The following is a 25,411-nucleotide window of genomic DNA, read 5'->3' as shown; positions in this document are numbered from 1 at the left end:
CCACACACCGGTCGGTCGGTACCTGTACGCGGTCGGAGGCAACTCCGACGCGGCGCGGCTCTCAGGAGTGAACGTAGACAGATGGATCTGGGTCTCTCTTGCTCTCGGCTCCACGATCGGCGGATTCGCCGGTATCTGCTATGCATCGCTCAACGGACCGTCGCTGACCTACGGCGGCACGCTCCTGCTTCCGGCCCTCGCCGCGGTCTTTCTCGGGTCGACGCAGGTGACTCCTGGCCGGGTGAACGTCTTTGGCACCATGCTCGCCATCTTTGTGTTGGCGACCGGGATCCAGGGCCTGCAGTTCGTTACCGGCGCTCAGTGGCTCGACCCACTGTTCAGCGGGCTTGCGCTTATCGTTGCGGTCGCGTTCGCCGGATGGCAGCAGCGTCGGGCGCCGGTCGGCAAGAAACGGAGGCTGGGGTCGGCTGCCCCAGCGGAGCCGCCCGAGTCTGAATTCGCAGGGGCCGGGAAGGTGGTGTCATAACTACCGAGTCCTCCGGTCCGTAGTTGAGTCGACGGGGCCCGTCGCGTTGTGAAGATGCGGGGCGCGCGAGGCCCTGATCGGCTGGTCGGTCCGATCGGACGGGCGAACTGGGCGAGGGTAACCGGCACCCGCTGGCGGTGTTCGGTGTCGACGGCGTGGTTCGCTCACCGCTGACACGTCACCGCCATGGCGAGCGACAGCTTCGAGGACCTCGGCCACGAGTTGTCGTGGCGACCGGTCCGTCGTACGGACAAGCTCCCGGGACGGCCGTCCGTGCCCAACAGGATCCCGTTCGGTCCCGGGCTTCGGTCAGTCCGTCGGCGTAGACGGGCAGGGTGACGCCCTTGTCCGGTCGGGTCTCAGCCATCGCCCGGCTGCGGGCCGAGCCGAGGGACGCGAGGACGAGCCGGGTCCTTGAGTAGCAGGGCGTGCACTGCCGGCGGCGGCGTCGTGCCGTCCCAGGTCTCCCGCGCTGAACGCGAGGCGGCCACCGCGCAGCGCCAACGTGTCGATCCAGCCGCCAGTCAGAGCAAGCCCTCGGCGCAGTAGCCGCCCGGCGACCGAGAGGCCGAGACCTGCGCCAGGACCGGGCCGTGGGACTTTCGCAGCGCGCGCATCGCCGGGTCCTCTGCGGTGTGGGTTGTCTGGTGGCGTCCGATCGGTCGGTTGGTGGTGGTCGCGGGAACGGTAGACGGAGCTGTCGCGCTCCGGTGTCTCGATGGACTGTCGGCGGGGGTCGGTCGAGTGGCTTGTCACGTGGCGGCTGGGTGCCGCGGGGCGGCAGGTGTGTTGTCGCGGTGGAGGTCGAAGGCTTGCTGGGAATGGAACYGGGCAGGTGGTTTAGGGCCYGYTACGTGGGCGATCGACACCGGGGCTGGTCCCGATTTCGGTGGCCAGACCCCGAGCGGAAGCTGTGTGACACCGGATTGTCACGGATGGTCCCGGTGGAACTGGGAGTGAAACTMCTCCCGACCACTCGACCTGGGGTGTGGGTCGGACCTAAGGGGCGCTATTTACAACCGCCCGGTCGGACGATAGGTTCCACGCCACTGACCGGTGGTGGGCGGAAGTACGGGCGGACGTACTGGGCTTCGCGCATCCGACTGGCGCGATCCTGAGGGTTTTCGACAACTGGAGGCAACGGACATGTCGCGACGCTACGTAAGGAAGCCTTTCCGGAGGGCACACCGGCTGGCGGCGGCGACGGTCGTAGCCGTCGTCATGTCGGCGGTAGTGGCCGCGTGCGGCTCGGGTGGTGAAGACCCRCCGACGACGGGCAGCGGCGGTCCGGGCTCGTCCGCTGYGCTCGCAACGGCGCAAGCGGGGCTTGCTGCTGCCAAGCAGCCGGCGACCGCCATCGGAATCACCGCACCATTACCCCGCAAGCCAGAACCAGGAAAGACCGTCGTCTTGATTGCTTGCGACGTGGTCTCCTGCACCAACTGGAAGACGTCGCTCGAGGCCGCGACTGCTTCGGTCGGGTGGAACCTGACGACGATCCCGTCGAAGCTCGCGGACCCTTCGACGCTCATCTCCGCGTTGAACACCGCGCTGCGGATGAAGCCGGCCGCGGTCATCATGGCAGGCACGGATCCCAGCCTTTGGGCTTCGCAAAAAGACGCGTATGAAGCCGCTGGCGTCCCTCTGATCGTCTTCGGTCTCACCAATCCGCCGACTCCCACGTGGAGCTCGGGAATCCATGTCGTGCAGGGCGCCAAGAACTACACGAAGCAGGGGGAGGCCATCGCCAACTGGTTCATCGCCGACTCCAAAGGTGAGGCCAACGCGCTGGTGGTCAACGCCCCGCAGTTCCAAGTCTTCAAGACCCAGATGTCGGCCATCAAGTCCACGGTGGCAGACGGCTGCCCGTCGTGTAAGATTCACGAGCTCGACGTGACAATCGGGCAGTTGGGGTCGGGTTCGGTACCGCAGGCGATCGTCGGCGAGCTGCGCCGCAATCCCGACATCGACTACGTGGTCTCACTGACTGGAGACATGCTTACCGGACTCCCGGCGGYGYTCCAGGCTGCCGGTCTGTCTGGAAAGGTCACCGTCGRCACCACGCTTGCCCGCGAAGACAACATCGCGGACATGCTCGCCGGGAAGATCAAGGTCGTTACGAACCAGGCCGAATACGTCGCCGGGTACTACGCCCTGGACATCGCYTTGCGGCTGTCCGAAGGTGTTGCGGTGCCGGCGGCCGAGGAAGAACTCGGGCCGAAGGTGCAGCTTTACACCGCGGACACCATTGGCAAGGTCCGCCCGTCCGTGGACACGCCGGTCGACTACGCGGCGCAGTTCAGCGCGCTCTGGCAGGTCGGCTGACGGCGTATCGGACCGGACCGGCAGGATCATGATGGCCAAGCTCGAGAATCGTACGCCGCTGAACCTGGATCCCGTCGCCTTCTGGCCGGTAAGCAGCAAGGCTCAGCGAGAATCGAGATCACCGAAGCACCCGACCGCACCGCCGTCAGCGCGGTCCCTGTCGCTTACAATGACTCGTCCAACGACGGCGAACCGGTACTCGACGGGGACCGAACGCGTCACCGTGACCAACCCGTCGCTGACCACCACGTCACAGGTGAAGGCGTCCCAGACGTCGCGGGCGTTCTCGCTGGTCGCGGCGTGGCAGGCGGCGAGCAGCAGGCTGTAGTCGTCCACGATCTCGATCACTGTCGTGATGCAGCCGTCGGCCAGCGGGCGAGTGAACCCATCCATCTGCGACAGGTCGTTGCGGGCGGGGCCGACGAACCGGTGCAGTGCGCCGTGTCGGGGGCGCCGTCGCGGGTGGGACTCAAGCAAGACCGCGACGGGCGAGGACCCGATTGACCGTGGCCCGTGAGGGCACCGCCGGCCACTGCGCGGCCTCGGATGCGCTCTGCACCAGCAACTTTGCGGACGGGAGCCCAAGCCCCGGCGGTCGGGCCACGGTCGAGTTGCAGCGCACCTCAAGCGGATCACCCTGAGCTTGCCATCATGGTCGTACCCCGGCAGGCGCTGTGGCGTACGGCTCCGGGCCCGCCTGAACGGACGACAGGACGCCTCACGGCGGCGGACGCCACCACACCGCGCATGACGAGGCCGGGGTGGAGGCGCTCAGGGCGGCGGCCTGTCTGCGGCTCGCGGCCGGGCAGGGTGAGCTCGACCTGGGCCTGGAGGTGGCCGGTTCGGCGGGGGCGCCGCTTCCGATCGTCGCGTCGCGGATGGGGTATCTGTGGGATGTGCTGTGCCGGGCCTATTACGCGGTCGGCCTGGCCACGGCGACCGGCGGCGACCCAGTGTTCCGTGCCCTGGTCCTGGCGCGGATCATCGAGCCGACGTCGAAACTGGACGCGCAGCGGTCCTCGAAGAGGCCGGGTCGCCGCGGTGTCCTGCAGCCGCCATCGAGCTTGTCCTGCGCCGGTATGCCGCCGCTGTCTGGCGGCAGTGGTTGGCCCCGGCGTGCGCGGCCCACGTTGGGGTGGGACCAGTCAGCCTGACCTTGTATGACGTGACGACGCTGTACTTCGAGACCGACCAGGGTGACGGGGCCCGCGAGTCGGGCTACTCGAAGGAACGCCGCCCTGGAGCCGCAGGCGACGGTCAGGCTGCTCACGGACGCGGCGGGGTTCCGGCTGATGGTCGAGGCCTTCGAGGGCAACAAGGCCGAGACCCAGACGATGCTCCCCGTGTTCAAAGCGTACATGGCCACCCGCCGGCTKACCGATGTCATGGTCGTCGCCGGCGCCGGCATGGTCTCCGAGGCGAACCGCAAGGCGATCGAGGCCGAGGGGCTGTCGTTCATCCTCGGCCTGAAGATCCCCGACGTTCCCTACGTCCTCGAGGAATAGCGCACGAAGCATCCCGACACCGAGCCCGCCGACGGGCAGGTCTTTACCCAGCCCTGGCTAGGCGAAACCGACCAGCGCCGTGACCAGGTCATCTACTACCAGTACAAGGCCGACCGGGCCCAGCGCACCCTGCGCGGATCGACGAGCAGGTCGACAAGGCCGAGAAGGCCGTCGCCGGGAAGATCCCGGTCAAGCGCAACCGGTTCGTCCGCCTCGCCGGCGCGGACAAGGATGGGGCGCCTACCCCGCCGCCGCGCGGCACGGCAGGTGAACGCGGGTCTCGACAAAATTGGAGTCGGTCAGATGTTCTTAGGCAATAAGTGGCGGTTGTTACGACAGAAAGTCGCGGCCGCTGTCGCTTTGAGTATCCTGGGGTTGGTCGGCTGCGGCGCCTCGGGGGATTCCGCGGGAAACGGGCAGCCGGTCGACTGTACGGCGCCGGGTGTGACGGACACCGAGGTCAAAGCCGGCCTGCTGTTCAGCGACACCGGAGCGACCTCATCAGGCACGCTCGGGTTCCGGGCCGGCGTCGACGCCCGGCTGGGGGTCGCAAATGCCGAGGGCGGCGTACACGGCAGGAAAATCGTGTATTCCTGGCGGGACGACGGCTCGGACCCGCATTTGAACCTCGTTGGGGCCCGAGAACTCGTCGAGAGCGAGGAGGCCTTCGGCCTCCTCGAAGGACCAGCCGTGGCAGCCGGGTCGGCGCAGTACCTCGCCGGCCAGGACATCCCGGCCATCGGACTGGCTGCCGAAGCCGCCTGGAATGATTACGAGAACATGTTCTCCTGGTTCTATGTTGCGCCCAAAAGCGGTTCGTCCACCGTCTACGGCGAATTCGTCCGAGGCCAAGGCGGAACCCGGGCCGCCTTGGTGACCAGCGCACTGAACCCGGCCGTGCAGGCATTCCAGCAGCAGCTTGGCGCGAGCTTGCAAGCCGCAGGTGTCCAGGTCGAGCTGACCGTCGAGGCGCTCAACGACGTGACCAGTTTTGAGGCGTTGGCCGCGCGGATGAAGGCCGCGAATGTCGACACCCTTGCCGGTGTCCTGTTCCCGGACGTGCTTGCCAAACTTCTTCCTGCGGTCCGTGCCGCCGGCGTCAAGCTCAAGGCGGTACTCGTCCCGTTTGGCTACGACCAGAGGCTGCTGGCGCAGCTCGGCCCGGCCCTCGCCGGCACCGTCATCTACACGACCTTCGTACCGTTCGAGGCGGGCGGTCCCACGCACCGAGCGTTTCTCAAGGCGATGCAGACATACGCTCCGCAGATTCAGGCCCCGGCCCAGGACGCTGCCCTCTACGGTTGGCTGACCGCCGACCTGTTCCTCCACGGCCTGCAGGCCGCTGGCCCCTGCCCGACTCGCCAGGCATTCGTCCAGGGCCTGCGTGCGGTGCACAACTATGACGGGGGAGGCTTGTTGCCGGGGCCGATCGACCTCGCGACGAACCGCGGCAGGTCCTCCGACTGCTTCGACTTCGTCCGGGTCAGTGACGACGGCACCAGCTACCAACCGCTGGAACCCGTAATGCGGTGCGGCAGGCCGATCAGCTGATGCGTCGAGCCCGCGGTGGCCGCGCCCCGGGACGCCGGAGGTCCATGGCCGGGGCGCCTCGCAACGGCCTGACTCCGTCATGATCGCGACTTGATCGCGTCGGTGGGTCGCTGACCTGTGGGTTCGCTGATCGAGGTCGCTGTTTTTGTGCACTAACCCGGGCCTCTAGGCTGCGGGCTCGTGGCGTATGTGCGCACCGTGCGGACCGCGTCGGGCGCGACCGCGGTGCAGATCGTGTACTCGAACCGGCGCGGCTCGCGGACGATGGACCACATCGGGTCGGCGCACGACGAGGCCGAACTCGAGGCCCTCAAGGCGGTCGCGAACCAGCGGCTCGCGGCCGGGCAGGGCGAGCTCGACCTCGGCCTGGACGTGGTCGGCTCATCAGGTGCGCCGCTGCCGATCGTCGCCTCGCGGATGGGGCATCTGTGGGACGCGCTGTGCCGCGCCTACGACGCGGTCGGTCTGGCCACGGCGACCGGCGGCGACCCGGTGTTCCGTGCTCTGGTCCTGGCCCGGATCATCGAGCCGACCAGCAAGCGTGACACGCCACGGGTCCTCGACGAGGTCGGCGCGGGCCCCGTCGCCTACCGCACCATCGAGCGCCGCCTGCCGACCTACGCGACCGAGTCCTTCCGCCGTGGCCTGGCCGCGGCCTGCGCGGCGCACGCCGGCCTGGGACCGGCGAGCCTGGTCCTCTACGACGTGACGACCCTCTACTTCGAGACCGACCAGGGCGACGGGTTCCGCGAGTCCGGCTACTCGAAGGAACGCCGCCTCGAACCGCAGATCACCGTCGGGCTGCTCACCGACGCGGCCGGCTTCCCGCTGATGGTCGAGGCGTTCGAGGGCAACAAGGCCGAGACGACCACCATGCTCCCGGTGATCAAAGCGTTCATGGCCGCTCACCGGCTGGCCGTCGTCACCGTCGTCGCCGACGCCGGCATGATCTCGGAGGCCAACCGCCGGGCGATCGAGGCCGAGGGCCTGTCGTTCATCCTCGGCATGAAGATCCCCGAGGTTCCCTACGTCGTCGCGGCGTGGCGGCGTGAGCACCCGGACGCCGCTCCCGACGGGCAGATCTTCACCCAGCCCTGGCCCGCCGGCCTGACCGACCAGCGCCGCGACCAGGTCATCTACTACCAGTAAAGGCCGACCGAGCCCGGCGCACCCTGCGCGGCATCGACGAACAGGTCGCCAAAGCCGAGAAGGCCGTCGCCGGGAAGACCCCGATCAAGCGCAACCGGTTCGTCCAGCTCACCGGCGCCGGCAAGTCCGTGAACCGGACTCTCGAGGCCAAGGCCCGCGCCCTGGCCGGGTTCAAGGGCTACATCACCAACATCGACAASCCGACCCCGGAATTCGTCCTCGAGGCCTACAGGCACCTACTCAGCATCGAAAAGTCGTTCCGCATGTCAAAGAGCGATCTTGCCATCCGGCCGATCTACCACCACAAACGTGAGTCGATCGACGCGCACCTGACCATCGTGTTCGCCGCCCTCGCCGTCGTCCGCCACGTCGAGGAACGCACCGGCTGGTCCATCCGCCGGTTTGTGCGCACCACCCGGCGCTACCGCACCATCCAGATCCGCGCCGACGAGCAGTTCCTCACCGCCGAGGACCCCCTCTCGGCCGACCTGCGCACCGCACTCGCGCAGATCGTCTCACCGGGCAGTGCGCACTAATTTGGCGGAAGTCAGGGCTGACCTTCGTGGTGTTGCGGCTGTCTGCTACTGAAGTCGGACACACCCTCGCTAGAGGGTTGCAGCTCCCGCGTCCGGGCCGTCGCCGACCTCCGAGCGCGTTTGCTTGATGCGGGCAATCACAGTCGCGAACTCGTCATCATCGCGGGGATCCGCGGGCGGCGGAACGACGCACCCTGACACGCTCTCGCCGAGCCAGGCGTCGAGGCGCTCTGGCAGGTTGGCGTAGTCTGACTCCAGCGTCAGCGCGTCGAGCACCCGCGAGTCGACCAGTTCGGCCATTGCGGACCATTTTTTTTCGCGGGTCAAGGCGCGGAGGCGGTCGTGGATGTCGCCAAGTCCATAGCGATCGAGCGTCCACTTGTAGGACGGAGTGGAGAGCACAAACGCCAGTCGCTGTCGATGTTGTTCACGGGCCTGGGAGATCTCGGCGGGTGTGGCGCCAGTGATGATGCGGCAGCTCGCGATGACCGGCACATCTGACAGCCGGCGGCCAGCCTTCTCAGCGCCAGAATGCAACGCTGGCAGGCACACCTCGTCTATGTACTCGGGGGTCGTGTTCGTAGGGTGGGTGACGAGCCCATCGGCCACCTCGCCCGCGACGGACACCATGCCGGTGCTGACCCCGCCAAGCCAGATCGGCACATGGGGCTTGTCGATGGGTCCCGGGTTGAACACTGGTTGGAGGCGCCGAAATTGGTAGTGCTTACCGACGAATTCGAGTTCGCTTCCAGATTGGAACGCGGCGAAGATGGCCCGCATCGACTGCACGTATTCGCGCATCTGCCCGACCGGATCGCTCCAGGCCATCGAGAAACGATCGACGATGTTGGCGCGGATCTGGCTGCCCAGTCCAAGCTCGAAACGTCCGTGAGACATCCGGGCAAGGTCCCAGCTCTGCAGTGCCATGAGCATGGGGCTGCGGGTCAGCGCAACCGTGACCGCGGTCCGTACCTGCAGCGTCGTTGTATTTGCCAGCGCGAGCGCCGCCACCATGAGGCTGTCGTGGATGGTCTCAACGGCATGAACCCCGTCGTAGCCGATCGCCTCCATCCGAGCTGCGAAGGCGCCTGTATCACCGAGGGGGAGCTCTGAGTCGATCAACGCGTAGACCTGCATGTTCACACGCCTTGGGTTTGGGAGGACCCGGGAGAAACGGATGCATGCCCGTCACCTGGCTCGGCGATGCCGTAGTGCAGCGTGGTGATGAGCACCCGCCCGACCAGGCGCTGGCCTACGGAGAATTCACTGAGGTTGGTGACGAAGTAGCCGAGTCCCAGCTTGGTTTGCCGCAAGGGGCTGCAGCCCCTCAGTCCGGTGCTGATTGTGACCTGGTCGCCCGGGCGCACGGGGTCACCGAACTCTGAATCGGTAGAGACGCCGATGATCTCAGTCGCCGCCTTCATGCGATAGCCGCCGATCTCGGTTGCTGGCGGTTCGGGCCATGGCTCGTCGCTGGGGGCGCCAATATCCGGGTGACTGGTGTCAACGCCGGTCTGTGTGCCGCGTGGCATGCCCCAGGTCATGAGCATCGTCGGAGGGGCAATAGGCCCACCGAATCGGCCGGCGTCGGCCTCACTGCCGATGGCGTAGAGGGGATTGCGGTCGCGGACCATCTCACACCAGTAGCCGATCTGGGCTTCGCTCACGGGATACGGCGACGAACGGGTCTTGGCGATGCCGATCAGCGGTCGCACCTCGGCGGGGACATCATCCCCGACGACGGCGGGCTTGAGGGGCGTGAGGCGCCGCGGCCCGACGGGACCCGTTCTGGCCGAAGGCATGCTAACCACGGTTTCCGATCGGGCCGTCACCCGGTCGCCTGCGGTGATCCACAATGACAGTTCGACGAGTGACCCGGATGCGTCCTGCCATGTCCGGCCGATCCGACCGTGCACGATGGYTGTGTCATCGACGCACAGCTGGTCAGTCATCTGGAGCGACTGCGAGACGAGATCTGAATTTGGTCCCGTCCAGTCGGTTGTGAACCGTCCAAACAGCGCTTGATTGAACATCGTGTTGACGAACGCGTCGCGGGAGCCGGCGGACCGGGCAAACCTTCGATCATGGTGATAGGGCATGAAGTCTCGGGTCCCGGCTGCGGCGAGCACTAGCCCTTTCATCGTGATTGGGAACGCCAGGTCGGGAAGATCGTCGCCCGGCCGCACCTGGTCCCATACCAGACCAGTCATGCATGCTCGCGTTCGTCCACATCGTCACGGATGATCCGCGCGAATTGGGGGACAACATAGTCGTCGTCGATCTCTACGAACACCACCATTACCTCGTCGCCGATGGTGACCCCGGATGCTCCGGGGCCAACGATATTGCTGATCATCAGGGGACCTTCCGCCAATCGGACCAGGGCGACCACGGGCGGGGAGGTGAAGCCGGGYACGGGCGGGTGGTGATGGATCGTGTAGGTCTCCACGACGCCTCGGCCTGACATCGTGGCCGGCGTCCAGTCGAATGAATGGCATTTACCGCATGCGGGCGCTGGAGGGTGCCGCAGGGTGCCGCAGGGTATACACCGCTGCACGTCAAGACGCCCGGCGAGCGCCGCGTCCCAGAAGAATGCCGTGTCCTGGCTGATGTGCGGACGTGGTCGGTCCCTGTAGGTTCCGTTCACGTCACAGCTCCTTCGTCAGTACAAGGCCGCTGGTCGGTACGTGCGACCCGGACGTTACTACGATCGTGTCAGCATGGTCGACCTGGTTGACAGCGGTGCGGCGCAGCTGCCGGACTGCCTCGGCGATGCCATTGAAGCCGTGGATGTAGGCCTCACCGATCTGGCCTCCATGCGGATTGACCGGCAACGAACCGCCTCGGGACGTGTGACCGTCGGCGACAAACCCCGCGGCCTCGCCGGGCGCGCAGAACCCCAGCGCTTCCAACTGCATCAGGACGGCGAAGCTGAAGTGGTCGTACACGATCGCCGCGGCAATGTCCGCCGGCCCGATGCCAGACCGACGCCAGAGCTGCTCAGCGACCAATGACGTCTCGGGTGTTCGCGCCAGATCGCCATACGGGCTGGCCATGTTGACGACCTGAGGACCCATCCCCTGCGCCGCCGCCGCGATGTACGCCGGCGCCTGCCTGAGGTCGCGGGCCCGCTCGGCGCTGGTGACGACAAGGGCGACAGCGCCGTCGCTTTCCTGGCAACAGTCCAGCAGCCGCAGTGGATCGGAGATGAGCCTGGATGCCTGATGGTCGACGAGGGTAATCGGCTTGTCGTAGAACCAGGCGTTCGGGTTGGTCGCGGCAAAGTCGCGGGCCGCTACAGAGACCCGACCAAAGTCCTCGCTCGTCGCACCGTACTCGTGCATGTACCGCCGGGCGCTGAGTGCCATGGCCGTGGCGGCGGTGGCGCAAGCGAAGGGCGTCGCCCACGACAGGTCCGCCTCCCGGCTGGTGACGAGCCCGCCGCGACCTGAGCCTCCCGGCTTCGGTCGTCCGAAGCGCTGCTGGGACCGCTCGTTCATGGCGCGGAAGCAGACCACGACCTCGGCAGCACCGGTGGCGATGGCCGCGGCGGCGGCCTGTACGCAGCCGCACGCGCCCCCACCGCCCCATGGCACCTGCCAGAAGCACGACAGCCCAGGGATGCCGACGGCCCGGGCGACGGAGGACACGTCGTTGTTGTCCATGGTCACCGACACGATTCCGTCGACATCCGCCGGATCCAAACCGGAATCGGCGATCGCGGTAAGCACCGACTCCGTCGCCAACCGAAGTTCGCTGCGCCCCGAGTCCTTGGAGAACTCCGTGGCACCGATGCCAACGATCGCCGCTCCGGTCACTGGGCGCTCCTCTGCACGATTGCAAATCCTTCCTATCACAATCGACCGATCGGCCGAGCACTATCGACGACGCTTCACGCCACGCTGTGGGGTTCAGTCTTGTACTTGGCGAGTTCAAGTCGCGCGATCGTACGCAGGTGTACCTCATCCGGGCCGTCCGCGATTCGCAGCGCTCGCGACAACGCATACAAGCGGGCCAGCGGGGTGTCATCGGTGACGCCAGCACCGCCATGTCCCTGGATAGCCCGATCGATGACCCGGTGGGCGACGCCCATGGCGCTGACTTTGATCGCCGCGACCTCGGTACGGGCGGCCTTGTTTCCTACCGTGTCCATCAGCCAAGCGGCGCGCAACACGAGCAGCCGCGCCTCATCGATCTCGATTCGGCTTCGGGCGATCCACTCCCGGATCACACCCCTGTCAGACAGCGGAGCTCCAAAGGCCCGCCGCGCGAGCACCCGCCGGGTGAGCAGTTCCAGCGCACGTTCGGCCATGCCGATCGCCCGCATGCCGTAGTGCATGCGGCCCGGGCCGAGCCGGCCTTGCGCCAAGGCAAAACCCTCCCCTTCCCCTGCGAGGATGCTGGCGGCGGGAACCCGAACATCGGTGAATGTGACCTCGCCGTGCCCCATCCGGTCGACATAGCCGAAGTAGGGTAGGTCGCGAACGATCGTGACACCGGGCGAGTTCCTCGGCACCAACACCATGCTCTGCTGGCGATATGTTGGGGCGGCGGGGTCGGTCACGCCCATCACAATGATCAGCGCACACGCGGGGTCGCAGATCCCCGACGTGAACCATTTACGCCCGTTGATCACATAGCTGCCGCCGTCACGTTCAATGCTCGTGGCGATGTTGCGAGCATCCGAGCTGGCGACGTCGGGCTCGGTCATCGCGAAGCTCGACTTCATGTCCCCGGCGAGTAGAGGCCGTAGCCATCTGTTCTGCTGCTCCGGGGAACCGAACAATGCGAGGAGCTCCATGTTGCCGGTATCGGGTGCGGCGCAGTTGAAGACTTCGTTGCCCAGTATCGACCTGCCCATCTCTTCGGCGATAGGAGCATAGTCAAGATTGGACAATCCAGCGCCCCAGTCGCCGTGAGTCATTGCCAGGTTCCACAGCCCGGCGGCGTGCGCCTCTGCTTTCATCTCCTGCATGATCCGAGGTACCTGGTGATAGTCGGTCTGTTCGCGCAGTTGCGCCTCGTACACCGCCTCGGCCGGTATTACCTGGTCGGTCATGAAGTGGCGCACGCGCTGAACCAGTTCGTTCGTGCGTTGCGAGTACTCGAAGTCCAAAGTGGTTCCCTCTGCCATGGTCAGTTGCCCACGCGGGCAACGCTGGGCCACTTCTGGTGTCGCCGAGGCAATAGAGACCGGCGTATCAAGAACTGCCGACGCCCAGCGGCGCGCAGCGGGCGACGGGAACGAGTCGTTCACCGACCCGTGCCGTGCCGATGACGACCGACCCGCCCACGACGCCGGCCACGGCATCCTCGCCAACCAACAGCACAGGGAATCGCACACCTGGCCAATGCTCGAGTTCCACAATGCCGGTGGCGTATCCCTGGGGTCCGCGCAAGTGGCGYGGTGCCCGATGACGAAAATTGTCATTGTCACCTGAGACGCGAACGACACCGACGACGGTCCCAGCAGTGCCGGTCGGTGCCCATGCGAGATCTGCCGATCCGCAATGCGGGCAACGAAGTCTGGGCGGGAAGCACACGCCGGCGCACGCTCGGCAGCCCTGCACGTGCCAACCGGCTCCGTCGGCGGCCATCGCGGCGAAGTCGGCCGCCAACGCCTGCGTCCCGTCGTCGATGTGGCAGGGTATGGCGTCGGCAAAATGTTTGCCTGTCATGTCATATCCCATCGACGCAGGATCGCCCCAGATGTAGGGCCTACTTGGGCGCCCATGACCATGGCGATTTCGGCTGTGGGGACCTGGTTGTGGGCGCGACCGCTCACCTGCAACGCTGCCTCGTAGATATGGCGAAAACCGTGACTGTAGCCGCCGGCGAGATCGCCGCCGTTGGTGTTGGCTGGGCGACGCCCGGTCGCAGCTAGTGAATCAGGTTCGGCGACGAGCGCAGCTGCTTCGCCGCGTTCACATAACCGAGTCTCCTCCAGGTTGTGCAGAAAYGTGAAGCTGGTGCAGTCATAGAGGTGGGCCACGTCGATGTCGGCTGGTGTCAGGCCCGACCGCGCATAGAGCTGATCAGCGACATGTCGCACGGTGGTCTCCTCGGTGGATGCCAGGACGCGGGTGTCGAACCAGGCCATCGGCTGGTCGTTGTGGGATTGCGCCGTGGCGACGATTTCGCATCGTGGTCCCGATATGCCTAGTTCGGTCGCATGCTGCGCCGTCGTCACGATTACCGCGGAGGCGACGTCACCTACAGCGAAGTCGTCGAGGTCCGTAAAGGGGCCGATTTGCGGCGGGCGGTCCAGGTACTCGGTCATCGTCAGCGGTTTGGCGCAGGCTGCGGCCGGGTTGAGTGCCGCGTTCCTGCGGAGCTGCCGCACGACATGGCCCAACGCTTCCCTGGTGGTACCATGACGGGCCTCATGTTCGGCGTACATGCAGGCGAACGTGTGCAGGTAGCMGGTCCATCCCGCCGGCCGCAGATAGTTGACCGTGTCCATGTAGTAGGGACGGACTTCGTCGGGCTGGTTCATCCGGGTGACCCAGTCGTTGCCGACGATGGTGCGATAACACAGCACCGAGGAGGCCGCACCGGATGTGACCAGGGCCTTGGCGGCGTCTAGCAGGGCGGCCCCGCTTCCGCCGCCATTGTTCACTTCAAGGCCGAAGCGCAGTTCCTCGCACCGCAACGTCGCTGCCAGCGCCTGTAGTGCCATGGACGTGTCGTGGCTGTACTTGATGATCGCGTCGATGTCAGACGTTGCGATATTGGCGTCGGCGCAGGCGGCCGCCACCGCGGTCAGCGTCAGCGCCTCAGCGGTGCGTCCGGAACCACCAGGTGTCGGGGGGGCCTCGCCCACGCCTGCGATGACGGCCATCTCCCGCGCGGTCACGACGGCACCTGACCTGTCGCCGCGGTGCCGGCCCGGGCGATGGTAGAGAACCGCGGCGCCTTCACCGTGATGCCGGCTTCTTCACGATCCCAGGTGTCGGGGCCGATGCCCTGGGCTCGCAGTTCGACCTTGCGGAGCTTGCCGGTCGGAGTGCGGGGCAGCTCGTCAACGAATTCGACGTAGCGCGGCACCATGTAGTGCGGCATCCGGGGGATGACAAAGTTGATTAGGTCTGCCGCAGAGAGTTGCTCGCCGTTGTTAAGCTCCACGAAGACCAACACTTCATCATCGGAGCGTTCGGAAGGCACGGCGACGGCAGCCGCGTCACCGACCGCTGGGTGGGCCCGGACCTCCTGTTCGACCTCGAGCGAGGAGATGTTCTCCCCGCGGCGGCGGATCGAATCTTTGGCCCGATCAACATAGACATATGTTCTGTCAGGGCGGCGTACGACGATATCGCCTGTGTGAAACCAGCCGTTGCGCCAAACGTGGGCGGTCGCCGCCGGCATGCCGAGGTATCCGTGGGTGATAGTCCATGGCCGTCGATGGCGGACGATGAGCTCTCCCGGGTGCCCATCGGGTACTTCCTGGTCAAATACGTCCACCACCCTGAGGTTCCACTCGGGTGATGTCTCGCGACCCAATCCGGTGATGTCGCCGTCGGGGAAGTCTGCCCGCAGCGGTCCAGGCACTTCGCTCATCCCGAATCCGGCCCACAGCCGGACGCCGAACCGGCGAGCAAAATCTGGCCACGTACTCATCCAGGGAGTGGCCAGGGCGATCCGCAATCCGTTGTGCGTGTCGTCGGGCCGTTCCGGTTCCTGGAGCAGGAAGCTGGCCATCGCGCCGACCATCGTGCACGTGGTCGCGCCGAGCGTCGCGACGTCGTCCCAGAATCGACGCGTCTCGAATCGATGCGGAAGGGCCAGCGAGGCACCCCACGTGAGTGCGGCGAAGACCCAGCCCGTCCCGCCGACGTGAAACAGCGGAAGCAGGATCAACGCTCGGTCCTGAGCGCCGAGGTCACCGACGCTGAACCACTCCGCGTACGACGCGTGGTGCAGGTAGGAGCAGCGCACGCCCTTCGACGGTCCGGTCGTGCCCGACGTGAAGATGACGACCATGTCGTCCCACGGATGGCGATCACATTCGGCTGGCAGTTCCGTGCTGCTCGCACCCTCCAGGTCCGCCCAGGAGACCTGGTCGAGGTTCGCCCCCGCAACGTGCGCAGCGTCACCGCCGACTACCACGACCGAGCGAAGATGCGGATGGTCAATGTGCTCCAGGTGCCGGACGAGCTCAAAATGGACAATCAGTACCTTCGCCTGCGACAGGGACAGGGCGTGCTCCAGCAAACCTCCTCGGTACGCCGTGTTGAGCGGCACCTGGATGGCACCCGCCAAATTCACGCCGAACAACGACAGCAACGCCTCCGGACCATTGGGCAGCCATGAGGCCACATGGTCGCCAGGCTGGACACCTAGTGCGCGGAGTCCGTTGRCCACAGACCGGCTACGGTCCAGCGTCTGCCGGCATGTCCAGGAACCCTCGGGGAAGGCCACGAAGACCTTGTCAGGCGTCCGAGCGGCATTGTGTGAAAGGAGTCCGGCGGTGGTTGCCTCGGCGCTCATCGGATCCAGGATACCTGCGGCACGACGCTCACTCATGGACCGCCGTCCCATCGGACTTCATCAGCGCAACCCGGGCCGTGCCCTCGACGGTGAATTCGTCGTTGGCCTCGATCCAACACTGCACGTCAGCGGCACCCCAGACCGTGGGGTCGAGCGCAGCCGTAGATTCCTCGGCGTCGAGTTCGCCGATGCCGGTGACCCGCCCGCCAATTCGYAGCACAGAACCAGCCGTGTTGAAACGACGCATCCGAAAATCGAGTTCCAGCACACGCCCCTCGAGTCCGATCCAGTTACGCAGTCCCGCCTCTAGCAGCGCCATAAGCATCGACGTGTTCGCATACGGCGCTGGCGCGCCCGACGCGACAGCCAGCGCCGGATCATGATGGGTTGGGGTGAAGTCACGATTGACGCTCGCCTCGATCACTAGGCGCTGCAGCGTCAGTGGAAGTGAGGTCACTGGCATCTCATCGCCCACGGCGACGTCGGCGAGCCGGAGGCTACCGCCGACCCGTGCGGAAACGATCGGGTTGGCTGTCATGCGACCTTTTCCTCGGGAGTGTAGCGGAAGACGGTCATGTCCTCGGTGGCGACCGCCTCGCCAGTGGACTTCGAGTACTCGGTGCGCACAACCATAAAGGCGCCATCACCGATCTTGAGTCGTTTCCGCGTCACGCTTATCAAGGTCGAACGAGAGGCGATCCTGTCGCCCGGGTACATCRGCGTGTGATAACGTGTGCGGCAGCCTGCGGCGAACAGGACCGAACCGGGCGCGGGAATCCGCGGGAATGGATAGTTCGGCATCAGGGCGGGATCGCCCGGCTCCGGCGGGCCGTCGCCCGGGCTCCAGTAGGCCGGCAGACACCACACAATGTTCATTGTCACCGGGCTGACTACCCCGCTGAGGCCGACCGACCGTGCGGCAGCCTCGTCGTAGTGGATCGCGCTGTCCCAGGCCAGCACTTCCAACCGTCGGCGAATGTCGGACAGGTTGACGGGATCGACCCCGACCGTAGATGAGATCACGGTGCCGACAAGGGCTTCAGCGTCTTCCCACGTGCCCGGCGTGACCTTCCACATCGGCTCCACCACRGCCTTCCGCTCCTTTGCATACCCACTCCGGGCCGCACTTCCAACCGTCCGGTCGGTCGAGCAGCTGTTCTCTTTGAGGTTGTCATGGGCCTAGCGGAGCGTCAAGCTCATGACTCCCTGCGGCTTATGGGCCGTCCGCGTCCTACGCCATACGGGCGATAACCCGCGCGGCCCGGCCGTGGATCAAGCTGATACGACCGGTGGAGGTCGGGTCAATCGTCGGATGTGTGACCAAGCTCGGGAACACGACATCGGTGACGCCAGCATCGGCCAATCTTTGACATCGATCTATAGCGATGTCTCCCTTTAGGAGTGCGACGATCCTGGACGGCTTGTCGCCCGCACCGATCCTCGTGCGCTCGGCCTCGAACTGGCTGATCATCGGTGCGACGTCGGCCGGGGTGCGGGGCGAGGTGATCCACCCGTCGGCTCGCGCGGCTCGGCGCAGCGCAGCGGGTGTCTCGCCGCCCACGATGATGGGCACGGGGTTGGTCGGGACAGGCGATATCTGGACGGGTTCGAAGTCGTGGAAGCGGCCGTGGTACTCGAACATGCCGCCCCGCAGAAGTCCCTGGATAATCTCGATCATCTCGTCCGCTCGTGCCCCACGCTCCTCGAAGCTCTGTCCTGTAAGCCGGAACTCTTCTCGCATCCAGCCCACGCCGACGCCGAAGGTGATCCGATTGTGGGACAGGACGGCGGCCGTGGAGACGGCCTTGGCGGCGGTGAAGACGTCTCGGAGGGGGAGCACAAAAATGGCGGTCATGAACTGTAGCGTGGTCGTTACCGCTGACAGCGCCGAGATGACTTGCCACGGGTCGGGAAAGAGCGCCTCGGGATCCCAGGGGACCCGTCCATGCGGGGCGTACGGGTACCGGGACTTGACGTAGGCCGGCGTGACCAGATGCTCGCCAAACGTGACCCCGGTGTATCCCGCCGCTTCCGCTGCCTGGCATAGGGCGGCCCGCTCGTCGAGCGGTTCCATCGTCATTGCCTGCCAGAAACGCATCCGAGTATCCTCTCGCCATTCGGCCGTCCAAGCACAACGCAAGATCTAAGCATTGGACGAGTGCGGACCCGATCGCCGAGTCATGACTAGTCTGACGGTGCACGTCGTGCAGCTGCCGAGCCGGCCCGCCGACCGAAGAAGAGGCCATCGCCCAGCGAGGAGCCACTGCAATAGCCCCACGCCGGAATGCCCGACGCCGCGCGGCCAGYGGCATAGAGGCCGTCGATGCTCGTACCGGCGAAGTCGCGTACCCCGCCGTCGAGCGTGGTGTCGAGCCCGCCCAATGTCATCGAACGGAACGTGTGCTGGCGCATGTCCAACGCCCCGAACGGCGCCGCCAACGGTCGAAGGTAGCGTCGGTTCTTGCGGAACTGTGGGTCGATCCCGAGTACTGCGTTGCGGTTATATTCGCCGATGGTGACCTGAAGTGCACGTTCTGGCAGTCCGAGGTCGGCCTCGAGTTCCGCAACGGTTTCCGCGGCATGCGTGGGTTTGGGCGGGAACATGTGGGCGATCGTGGGCGGTAGTCCAGCAAGCTTTGGGTCGATGGAATCGATCGTCTCCTCATCGAAGACGAGAATGACGGCACCACCCTGCTGCCAGAACGCGTGCTGGCCGACTCGCCCAGGGTAGGTGTCCTCGTTGATGAACCGTTGGCCGAACTGGTTCACCAGGACCGACCGCATCAGAAGGGCAGGGATAGTGAGAATGGTCGTTTCGCCACCATCCATACGCCGCACGCCGGCCCGCACAGCCTGCGCCATTCGGATCCCGCTGCCGTCGTCAGTCTCTTGGCCGACCTTGGCATTTGCGAGCAGACGCGGGGCATGCCTGGCGAGCATCTCGTCGTTGAAGATAAATCCACCGGTGGTGAGCACTACCCCGCGGTCCGCCCGAACGGTCACGTCCGCGCCGAAGCGCCTACCGACCATGCCGACGACGGCGTCGTTCTCGTCGACCACCAGCTGCGCGCCGCGTAGGTCATACTCGAACCGCACGCCGCGCTGCGCAGCCGCGGTCGCGAGCTTGTCGATGAGGGTTCGACCCGGGGTCTGGTTGCCGTCGGCGGTGACGCAGTGTGCGCGTGGGGCGGGGTCGGCGATCTCGTTGAACGGATACGCGTTCTCGCCGCCTGAGTACATCAGACCTTCGCTGTCGAGAGGCTCCCACGACGGGTGGTCCAAAAACTTCTCGTTGAAGCGAATACCAGTGGATTCCAGCCAATGGTAAAGGTCTACGCTGTCGTGGGTGAACACAGCCAGCTTGTCCTCATCCACGCCCGGACCGCAGGCGGCGCGGAGGAACTTAGCCATGTTGTCCGGGGTGTCGGCGAAGCCGCACGCGGTCTGGAGCGGCGTGCCGCCACCCAGGTAGATCATTCCCCGCGAGACCGCGGAGACGCCACCGCTGCCGCCCGATCGCTCCACTACCACGACGTTCGCGCCGGCATCTACTGCCTCGACCGCGGCTGCGAGGCCGGACGCGCCAGCTCCGACGACCACGACGTCGGCCTGGACATGCCAGTCGGTGATCTCGGAGGATCGAAAGAACCCGTGCTCGCCCATCGATCCCCTATCAGTTCGGGAGCGAGCCCGCGACGACCTCGCCACTCTTTATCACCGTGATGATATTGGCTGGGTCGCCCATGACCGTAATGTCTTCGACCGGATTTCCTTTTACGATCACTAGGTCCGCGATCTTCCCCTTCTCGATGGTCCCGAGTTCGTCGCCGCGCCGGGCCAGTTCGGCACCGTTGCGAGTCGCCCAGCTCAGCACCGCCTTGGGCGGAATGCTTGTATTCCGGACGTAGGAAAGTAGCTCCATGTTCTGCAGGCCGTGGGGAAAGCCACCGGCTCCATAATCATCACCGACGGTCAACTTCACGCCACCCTCGTGCATCATCATCAAGGCTTCCCATCCCTCTTCGAGCACGCGTTTTACCTTGATTGACACCTTGCCCCCCTCAGGCAGCGAAGGCCAACGCCACTCCGCGAGAAATAGGCTGGGGACGACGAAAACGCCGGCGTCAACGACTGCCTTCATCGCGGTCTCATCGATTCCGTCGGCATGGTCGACGATGTCGATACCCAGGTCGACGGCCATCAGGATCGCGTCGCGGTTCGCGATGTGGGCGCGGACCAGGGCACCGCGGGCATGGCCGGTCTCGATCGCTGCCTGAAGTTCGTCGCGTGTCATCTCGTTCTGGGTCGCCGGCGCATGTACTCCGTGCCCACCAGTCAGGAAGAGCTTGATGACTTTGGCGCCGCGCTTTATCTCCTCGCGGACCCCAAGTCGGAACCCATCGGCGCCGTCGCAGATGCGGGTGGCGCCGGGCGCCTCGACGCCCCAGTACCAGGGAGTCCAGTCGTTGCTATGGCCGGTGGTGGACAGTTCCCGGGAACATGGCAGGACACGCGGGCCGACGATCACTCCATCGTCGATCGCCCGCATGAGCGAGGAGTCGATCTCGTGCGCGGCGCCGGCGCTGACCGCGCCGGTGTAGCCGGCTTTCAGCACGGCCTCGCAGGCTCRCATCGCGAGCAACGCGGTGTAGGCCGGCGGATACTGGTTACCGAACGGATGCGCGGTGGCGAGCTCGTGGTAGGTCGAGTGCCAGTGCGTGGTCGTCATGCCGGGCATCAGCGTGTAGCCGTCGAGGTTCACGATCTGATCGGCCGGGTCCACACGGTCGAGCGCGCCGCCRGCAACCACGTCGCCGATCCTGCTGTCTTCCACGGACACCGTCGAGCCGGATGCAACGTTTGTGCCGTCGAACAACATCGCGTCAGAGAGCACAAGTCGGCCCATACCAATCCCCTTCGTTCGCCGAAGGGAGCCTATCGACCTTCCGGACGGTTGTCAACGGGCTCCGAACCAGTCCATCGCCCGAGGCAAACCCCTGCTGCTGAAGGTCTCAGCCGACTGCACGTGGCCGAGCTTCGACCAACMGGCTGGTCGAAAGGGCTTGACAGGACCCCCGGGTCAGGGTTCCGTAGCATGTGCCTTAAGTCGCTCGCCCAGGAGTGAGCGATGACCACCCGTTGGAGGTTGCCGTGAGCCAGACTGAGGACTCGAATGCGGTGTGTCCGGCGTTCCCCGCCAGACGGGAAGCCCCCTTCGAGGTTCCGGCCGAGTATGTCGGCTGGCGGGACAGCGGACCGCTCAAGAAAGTCACCCTCCCCAGCGGCGCCCCAGCCTGGGTCGTGACTCGCTACGAGGAGGTCCGCACCCTACTCAGCGACATTGAGGTCACCAACGGGGTCACCGCCAATCGTCTCAGTCCGCACTTTCCGAACACACGCAGCGGGGTCATCGGAGTCGACCAAGCGTCCAACATTGTATTCATGGACGAGCCACAGCATGGCAAATTGCGTCGCGCGCTCGCGTCGTCGTTCTCCGCCAAGACCATCAACAGTATGCGCCCCGGGATCCAGAAAACCATCGATGATGTGCTTGACCGCATGCTCGAAGCTGGCTCACCGGCCGACCTCCACCAGGCGTTCAGCCTACCCATTCCCAGCGGCATGATCTGCCAGCTCCTCGGCATGCCGTATGAGGACCACGAATTCTTCGAGACGGTCACTGTCAAGCTTCTCTCCAGGACAACCACCGCCGAGGACCATGCCGCCTCACAGCAAAGCCTTTTCGACTACCTGCGGAAGGCTGTCCAGGAGCGGGACGCCAATCCTACGGAGGACGACCTCATTGGGCGTTTGATCATCAACAACGTCCGCAAGGGCAGTATGACCCTGGACCAGGTTGCGGGCCTATCTCTGGTCATGCTTATCGCCGGACACGAGACGACCGCCAACTCGCTCACGATGATCACGGCGCACTTGCTGTCGCACCCCGAACTGACACAGATGCTGCTGGCCGATCCTTCCGTCGTCACCGACCTGATCGAGGAAGAGCTTCGCGTCACGTCGATCTCGGACGTCATTATGGCCCGGCAGGCGGTGAGGGATTTTGAGCTCGGAGGGTGCCCTGTCAAAGCGGGCGAGGGCATCATTCCACTCGGCGGCGCAGCGAATTACGATCCGCGGGTTTTCGAGGATCCAGCTGTGGTCAACTTGAGTCGCGCGTCGCGTAATCATCTCGCCTTCGGATTCGGCGTTCACGCCTGCATCGGTCAGAACTTGGCCCGCGTTGAACTCGAACTCGCACTTACCACGCTCCTGGCGCGAATTCCCTCGATCCGACTCGAGGTCGCCGTCGACACCATCGACTTCAAGCATGACGCGATGGTGTTTGGGGCATATGGCCTGCCTGTGGCCTGGTAGAGCAGTTACCCCGACCTGGCCGTCAATCACAACTCCCGCGCACCCGAGAGGACGCCCACCATGCTGCGAATTCTGCATGACGCAGTCAGGTGCCAAAGCATCGGCGTTTGCGAGTCGCTGGCACCGGCCTACTTCGAACTCGACGATGCCGCAGAGTTGCAACTGCTCACAGCCGGCGCGGTGGACGACAACGAGATCGACATCGTRCGCAAGGCGGTGGCGAGTTGCMCAAACGTCGCCTTGCGCCTCATTGAGCAATGAGCACTGCTATGAAGGCTGATATCGGACCAGAGGATCAGGTTGTCATCGGATCCACGACGGGCGCGGTAGCGGCGGATCGGTCGGAGTCCGAATGGTCAGTCCGAGTGAGCGCGGTGAAGCGGGAAGCCGAGGGAGTCGTCAGCCTCGAACTACAGGAGATCATGGGTCAACCTTTACCAGTGTGGTCCGCAGGGGCACACGTCGATCTGATCATCGGCGACCTGCCGATCCGCCAATATTCTCTGTGCGGCGATCCCTCGAATCGGTATTCCTATCGGCTCGGCGTCCTTCGCGAACCCGCTGGCCGCGGCACGTCGCTCTATATCCACGACCAGATGGCCRCAGGATCAGTAGTCAAGATTCGCGGCCCGCGCAACAATTTTCCACTCCAACCGTCCCCGCGCTACCTCTTCATCGCCGGCGGGATCGGAATAACGCCCATCCTTCCGATGATCGCCGCCGCCGAAGACGCGAACGCTGCCTGGCGGCTCTTCTATGGCGGCCGCCAACGCGTATCGATGGCGTTCCTCCCCGAGCTCGACCGCTACGGGGCCAAGGTATCCACGCGCCCCCAAGACGAGGTAGGACTGCTTGATCTAGCAACGATTCTGGTCTCACCCAGGCCAGACACCCTTATCTACTGCTGCGGACCCGAGCCGCTGCTCGCCGCCGTCGAGGCACACTGCGTGACATGGCCCAGCGGCGCTCTGCACCTAGAGCGATTTGCGCCCAAGCCCACGGAGAAGCCCGTTCTCGACACGAACTTCGAGGTGGTGCTTCAACGAAGCAACGTCGCCCTCACCGTGGCGCCAGACGACACGATCTTCGACGTCGTCGCAGACGCCGGTATCGACGTGCTGGGCTCCTGCTTCGAAGGGACATGCGGCACCTGCGAAACGACCGTTCTGAATGGCGTTCCGGACCATCGGGATTCGGTCCTCACCAAGCAGCAGCAAGAGTCCAACAGCACCATGATGATCTGCGTGTCCCGATCCCGTACCCCTCGGCTCGTGCTCGACCTGTAACGGCACCGGCCGAGTCGGGTCCAAAGCGCTGTCGCCGCAAGGAACTCGATCCAAGCGTGATCTTCGGCGTTGTCAGCGGTGCCTGAAGAGGCGATGCGCAAGGTCGACGCGAAGGGAATCGCCCCGCCGACAGCGGGCGAGGCCACCCGTTGTGTCTGGGTGATCACGGCGCGCCTGGGCCAGGCTCTAGCGGGGCTTGTTCGCCTGGACGTCTCTCCCTGTCGACACGGCGCCGGCTTCGCCGCCGGCGATTCGACCCAGGTGTGAAGAGGTTCCCTGCGGTCGAGCTGGCGCCCGACCCGGCCAGTGCTTGACCGACCGTGGGCGGTGAAGATCGAGGACACGCACCTGTCCCACAAGTCTCTGGTCACCACCATCACTGGAGTCATGCGTGCGTCGAGGCTAGAGGCCGGCGCCGAGCATGGCCTCTCCTCGATTCCGTGTTCGCGCCTTCCTCTAGGCCTCGGGAAGAAGATTTCGAGTAGAGGTCAGATCGTCGACTCTTATCTACCCACATCGGACGCCGCCTCCGACGGGCGGTCCGGGCCCCGTCGGCGCCCGCACGCGATGAGCGATCTGAACGCATCCGAGCCCCCGTTGGACCACCCGTAGACAACCGACCGGTCGGACGATAGTATCGCGATGTGGGTTTCGAGTTCCTTTCCATCGCCACGACCGGCTGTGTCGCGACAGTGACGATGTGTCGTCCCCCGGTGAATGCTGTCAACCTACCGATGTATGCAGAGATCAAGGGAGTGTTTTCGAAAATCCGTGAACTCGCGCCTGAGGCAAGAGTGGTGATCCTCGCTGGCGAGGGGAAGCACTTTTGTGGCGGTAACGACCTGGCGGAGTTCGCCACCATGACCCCGGACAACGCCCCGATCCGAATGCTGCAGGTCCGTGAAGCCTTCATTTCGATCTATGACTGCGCGCTGCCAGTGATCGCCGCCGTTCGTGGTGTGGCTGTCGGCACCGGTGTGGCGCTCGCGGGGTCGTGCGATCTGGTCGTTGCGGGCGAGAGTGCCCGGTTTAGCCTTCCCGAGATCCAGGTTGGCGCCATGGGCGGTGCAAAGCATCTGTCCCGGCTGGTACCGCAAGGGGTGGTGCGACGAATGCACCTCACGGCGGACCTCGTGACCGCGGCAGAGCTGGCCCCATACGGCGGCATCGTGAGCGTCGTGGCGGACGCGGACATGATCGAAGAGGCTCATCGCCTCGCCAACCGGATCGCGCGACACAGCCCGGTCGCTATCCGCATTGCCAAACGGAGCCTCAACCAGATCGAGTATATGGACCTCCGGTCCGGGTACCAGTTCGAACAGAGCCTCACCGGCGAGCTGTCGGGATACGACGACGCCAAGGAAGCGGTCGCGGCCTTCTTCGAAAAGCGCGAACCCCGCTACACAGGACGATGAGGATTTCATGACCGACCCACCACACGATCCGACGCTGGCGGACTATCGGGCGTCGGTCAGAGACTGGCTCGCCGCCACGGACATCCCCAGCGTGCCCCTCGATCTTGACCACCGTTTCGAGGTGCTCAAGGCCTGGCAGGGTACCCTCTACGACGCCGGCTGGGTGGGCATTTCCTGGTCCCGCGAGTCCGGCGGACAAGGGCTGACGCCCCTGCACCAGCTCGTCTTCTCTGAGGAGCTCGCCCGGGCACGGGCTCCGATGCCGATCGGCCTGATTGGCCTGGACGTCGTC

At 65.4% G+C, this 25,411-nt stretch carries 24 protein-coding genes and 1 pseudogene; 11 read left to right on the top strand and 14 right to left on the bottom strand.

Features of this window, described 5'->3' with window-relative positions; all coding sequences use genetic code 11:
• Together BL253_RS35270 and BL253_RS35265 are read left to right on the top strand one after the other, a co-directional pair.
• Positions 1 to 487, top strand: a 487-nt coding sequence (locus BL253_RS35270; RefSeq protein ID WP_420801747.1) for an ABC transporter permease, incomplete at its 5' end; no start/stop codon positions are given.
• A gap of 1,146 nt (positions 488 to 1,633) precedes the next feature.
• Positions 1,634 to 2,812: a sugar ABC transporter substrate-binding protein gene (locus BL253_RS35265; RefSeq protein ID WP_081439010.1), complete on the top strand. Its 1,179-nt coding sequence runs from the start codon at positions 1,634 to 1,636 to the stop codon at positions 2,810 to 2,812.
• 102 nt (positions 2,813 to 2,914) lie between these two features.
• Here BL253_RS35265 and BL253_RS35260 read toward each other — a convergent pair whose 3' ends face one another.
• Complete coding sequence (locus tag BL253_RS35260) at positions 2,915 to 3,205, bottom strand: hypothetical protein (RefSeq protein ID WP_076822087.1); 291 nt, start codon at positions 3,203 to 3,205, stop codon at positions 2,915 to 2,917.
• Positions 3,206 to 3,573: 368 nt separating this feature from the next.
• Here BL253_RS35260 and BL253_RS45965 point away from each other — a divergent pair, with 368 nt between their 5' ends.
• The 4 genes and pseudogenes from BL253_RS45965 to BL253_RS35240 all read left to right on the top strand — a co-directional run bounded on the left by BL253_RS45965 (position 3,574) and on the right by BL253_RS35240 (position 7,553).
• The gene (locus tag BL253_RS45965; protein WP_076822085.1) at positions 3,574 to 3,966 is read left to right on the top strand and encodes a hypothetical protein; all 393 of its coding nucleotides are present in this window, start codon (positions 3,574 to 3,576) and stop codon (positions 3,964 to 3,966) included.
• Positions 3,967 to 4,104: 138 nt separating this feature from the next.
• Positions 4,105 to 4,317 (top strand): hypothetical protein, encoded by a 213-nt coding sequence (locus tag BL253_RS45960; protein ID WP_158230484.1) that lies wholly within the window; start codon positions 4,105 to 4,107, stop codon positions 4,315 to 4,317.
• Between the two features lie 444 nt (positions 4,318 to 4,761).
• Entirely contained in the window at positions 4,762 to 5,868 is a 1,107-nt protein-coding gene (locus BL253_RS35245; protein WP_241835421.1) for an ABC transporter substrate-binding protein, read from the top strand.
• Positions 5,869 to 6,048: 180 nt separating this feature from the next.
• Positions 6,049 to 7,553 (top strand): annotated as a pseudogene (locus BL253_RS35240) (IS1634 family transposase).
• Positions 7,554 to 7,622: 69 nt separating this feature from the next.
• Here the strand turns inward: BL253_RS35240 and BL253_RS35235 are convergent.
• The 13 genes from BL253_RS35235 to BL253_RS35175 all read right to left on the bottom strand — a co-directional run bounded on the left by BL253_RS35235 (position 7,623) and on the right by BL253_RS35175 (position 20,946).
• Positions 7,623 to 8,690 (bottom strand): TIGR03617 family F420-dependent LLM class oxidoreductase, encoded by a 1,068-nt coding sequence (locus BL253_RS35235; protein WP_076822082.1) that lies wholly within the window; start codon positions 8,688 to 8,690, stop codon positions 7,623 to 7,625.
• A 2-nt stretch (positions 8,691 to 8,692) separates the two neighbouring features.
• Positions 8,693 to 9,763 carry an FAS1-like dehydratase domain-containing protein gene (locus BL253_RS35230; RefSeq protein ID WP_076822080.1) on the bottom strand — a complete coding sequence of 357 codons (1,071 nt, stop codon included), beginning with the start codon at positions 9,761 to 9,763 and terminating at the stop codon, positions 8,693 to 8,695.
• Entirely contained in the window at positions 9,760 to 10,200 is a 441-nt protein-coding gene (locus tag BL253_RS35225; RefSeq protein WP_076822078.1) for a Zn-ribbon domain-containing OB-fold protein, read from the bottom strand. The genes BL253_RS35230 and BL253_RS35225 overlap by 4 nt, the downstream gene beginning before the upstream one ends.
• A 1-nt stretch (position 10,201) precedes the next feature.
• Entirely contained in the window at positions 10,202 to 11,371 is a 1,170-nt protein-coding gene (locus tag BL253_RS35220; RefSeq protein ID WP_076822076.1) for a thiolase C-terminal domain-containing protein, read from the bottom strand.
• Positions 11,372 to 11,445: 74 nt separating this feature from the next.
• A complete protein-coding gene (locus BL253_RS35215; protein ID WP_241835420.1) occupies positions 11,446 to 12,810 on the bottom strand; it encodes an acyl-CoA dehydrogenase family protein in 1,365 nt (454 codons plus the stop codon).
• Positions 12,755 to 13,150, bottom strand: a complete 396-nt coding sequence (locus tag BL253_RS45640) for a Zn-ribbon domain-containing OB-fold protein (protein WP_420801748.1) — start codon at positions 13,148 to 13,150, stop codon at positions 12,755 to 12,757. Before BL253_RS45640 ends, BL253_RS35215 begins: the two co-directional genes overlap by 56 nt.
• A gap of 77 nt (positions 13,151 to 13,227) precedes the next feature.
• A complete protein-coding gene (locus BL253_RS35205) occupies positions 13,228 to 14,409 on the bottom strand; it encodes a thiolase C-terminal domain-containing protein (RefSeq protein WP_076822073.1) in 1,182 nt (393 codons plus the stop codon).
• Positions 14,406 to 16,040: an AMP-binding protein gene (locus BL253_RS35200; protein WP_076822071.1), complete on the bottom strand. Its 1,635-nt coding sequence runs from the start codon at positions 16,038 to 16,040 to the stop codon at positions 14,406 to 14,408. Before BL253_RS35200 ends, BL253_RS35205 begins: the two co-directional genes overlap by 4 nt.
• Before the next feature lie 28 nt (positions 16,041 to 16,068).
• Positions 16,069 to 16,578 (bottom strand): hotdog family protein, encoded by a 510-nt coding sequence (locus tag BL253_RS42005; protein WP_076822069.1) that lies wholly within the window; start codon positions 16,576 to 16,578, stop codon positions 16,069 to 16,071.
• The gene (locus BL253_RS35190; protein WP_076822067.1) at positions 16,575 to 17,129 is read right to left on the bottom strand and encodes an FAS1-like dehydratase domain-containing protein; all 555 of its coding nucleotides are present in this window, start codon (positions 17,127 to 17,129) and stop codon (positions 16,575 to 16,577) included. Before BL253_RS35190 ends, BL253_RS42005 begins: the two co-directional genes overlap by 4 nt.
• A 142-nt stretch (positions 17,130 to 17,271) precedes the next feature.
• Entirely contained in the window at positions 17,272 to 18,138 is an 867-nt protein-coding gene (locus tag BL253_RS35185) for a TIGR03619 family F420-dependent LLM class oxidoreductase (RefSeq protein WP_076822066.1), read from the bottom strand.
• Positions 18,139 to 18,224: 86 nt separating this feature from the next.
• Entirely contained in the window at positions 18,225 to 19,703 is a 1,479-nt protein-coding gene (locus tag BL253_RS35180) for an FAD-dependent oxidoreductase (RefSeq protein WP_076822064.1), read from the bottom strand.
• Between the two features lie 10 nt (positions 19,704 to 19,713).
• Positions 19,714 to 20,946, bottom strand: a complete 1,233-nt coding sequence (locus BL253_RS35175) for a metal-dependent hydrolase family protein (RefSeq protein ID WP_081439008.1) — start codon at positions 20,944 to 20,946, stop codon at positions 19,714 to 19,716.
• Between the two features lie 245 nt (positions 20,947 to 21,191).
• Between BL253_RS35175 and BL253_RS35170 the strand changes: the two genes are divergently transcribed.
• The 5 genes from BL253_RS35170 to BL253_RS35150 all read left to right on the top strand — a co-directional run.
• On the top strand, positions 21,192 to 22,418 hold the full coding sequence (locus BL253_RS35170) for a cytochrome P450 (RefSeq protein ID WP_076822094.1): 1,227 nt from the start codon (positions 21,192 to 21,194) through the stop codon (positions 22,416 to 22,418).
• A 60-nt stretch (positions 22,419 to 22,478) separates the two neighbouring features.
• Positions 22,479 to 22,679 (top strand): ferredoxin, encoded by a 201-nt coding sequence (locus BL253_RS35165; protein WP_198946525.1) that lies wholly within the window; start codon positions 22,479 to 22,481, stop codon positions 22,677 to 22,679.
• 8 nt (positions 22,680 to 22,687) lie between these two features.
• The gene (locus BL253_RS35160; RefSeq protein WP_081439006.1) at positions 22,688 to 23,704 is read left to right on the top strand and encodes a PDR/VanB family oxidoreductase; all 1,017 of its coding nucleotides are present in this window, start codon (positions 22,688 to 22,690) and stop codon (positions 23,702 to 23,704) included.
• 644 nt (positions 23,705 to 24,348) lie between these two features.
• A complete protein-coding gene (locus BL253_RS35155; RefSeq protein ID WP_076822058.1) occupies positions 24,349 to 25,119 on the top strand; it encodes an enoyl-CoA hydratase-related protein in 771 nt (256 codons plus the stop codon).
• 7 nt (positions 25,120 to 25,126) lie between these two features.
• Positions 25,127 to 25,411, top strand: a 285-nt coding sequence (locus tag BL253_RS35150; RefSeq protein WP_198946524.1) for an acyl-CoA dehydrogenase family protein, incomplete at its 3' end; no start/stop codon positions are given.

The sequence above is a fragment of the Pseudofrankia asymbiotica genome, from assembly GCF_001983105.1.
In the GTDB taxonomy this organism is placed as follows: Bacteria; Actinomycetota; Actinomycetes; order Frankiales; family Frankiaceae; genus Pseudofrankia; species Pseudofrankia asymbiotica.
Note: the sequence above shows the minus strand (reverse complement) of the source record. Positions and strands in the feature narration are given on the sequence as shown.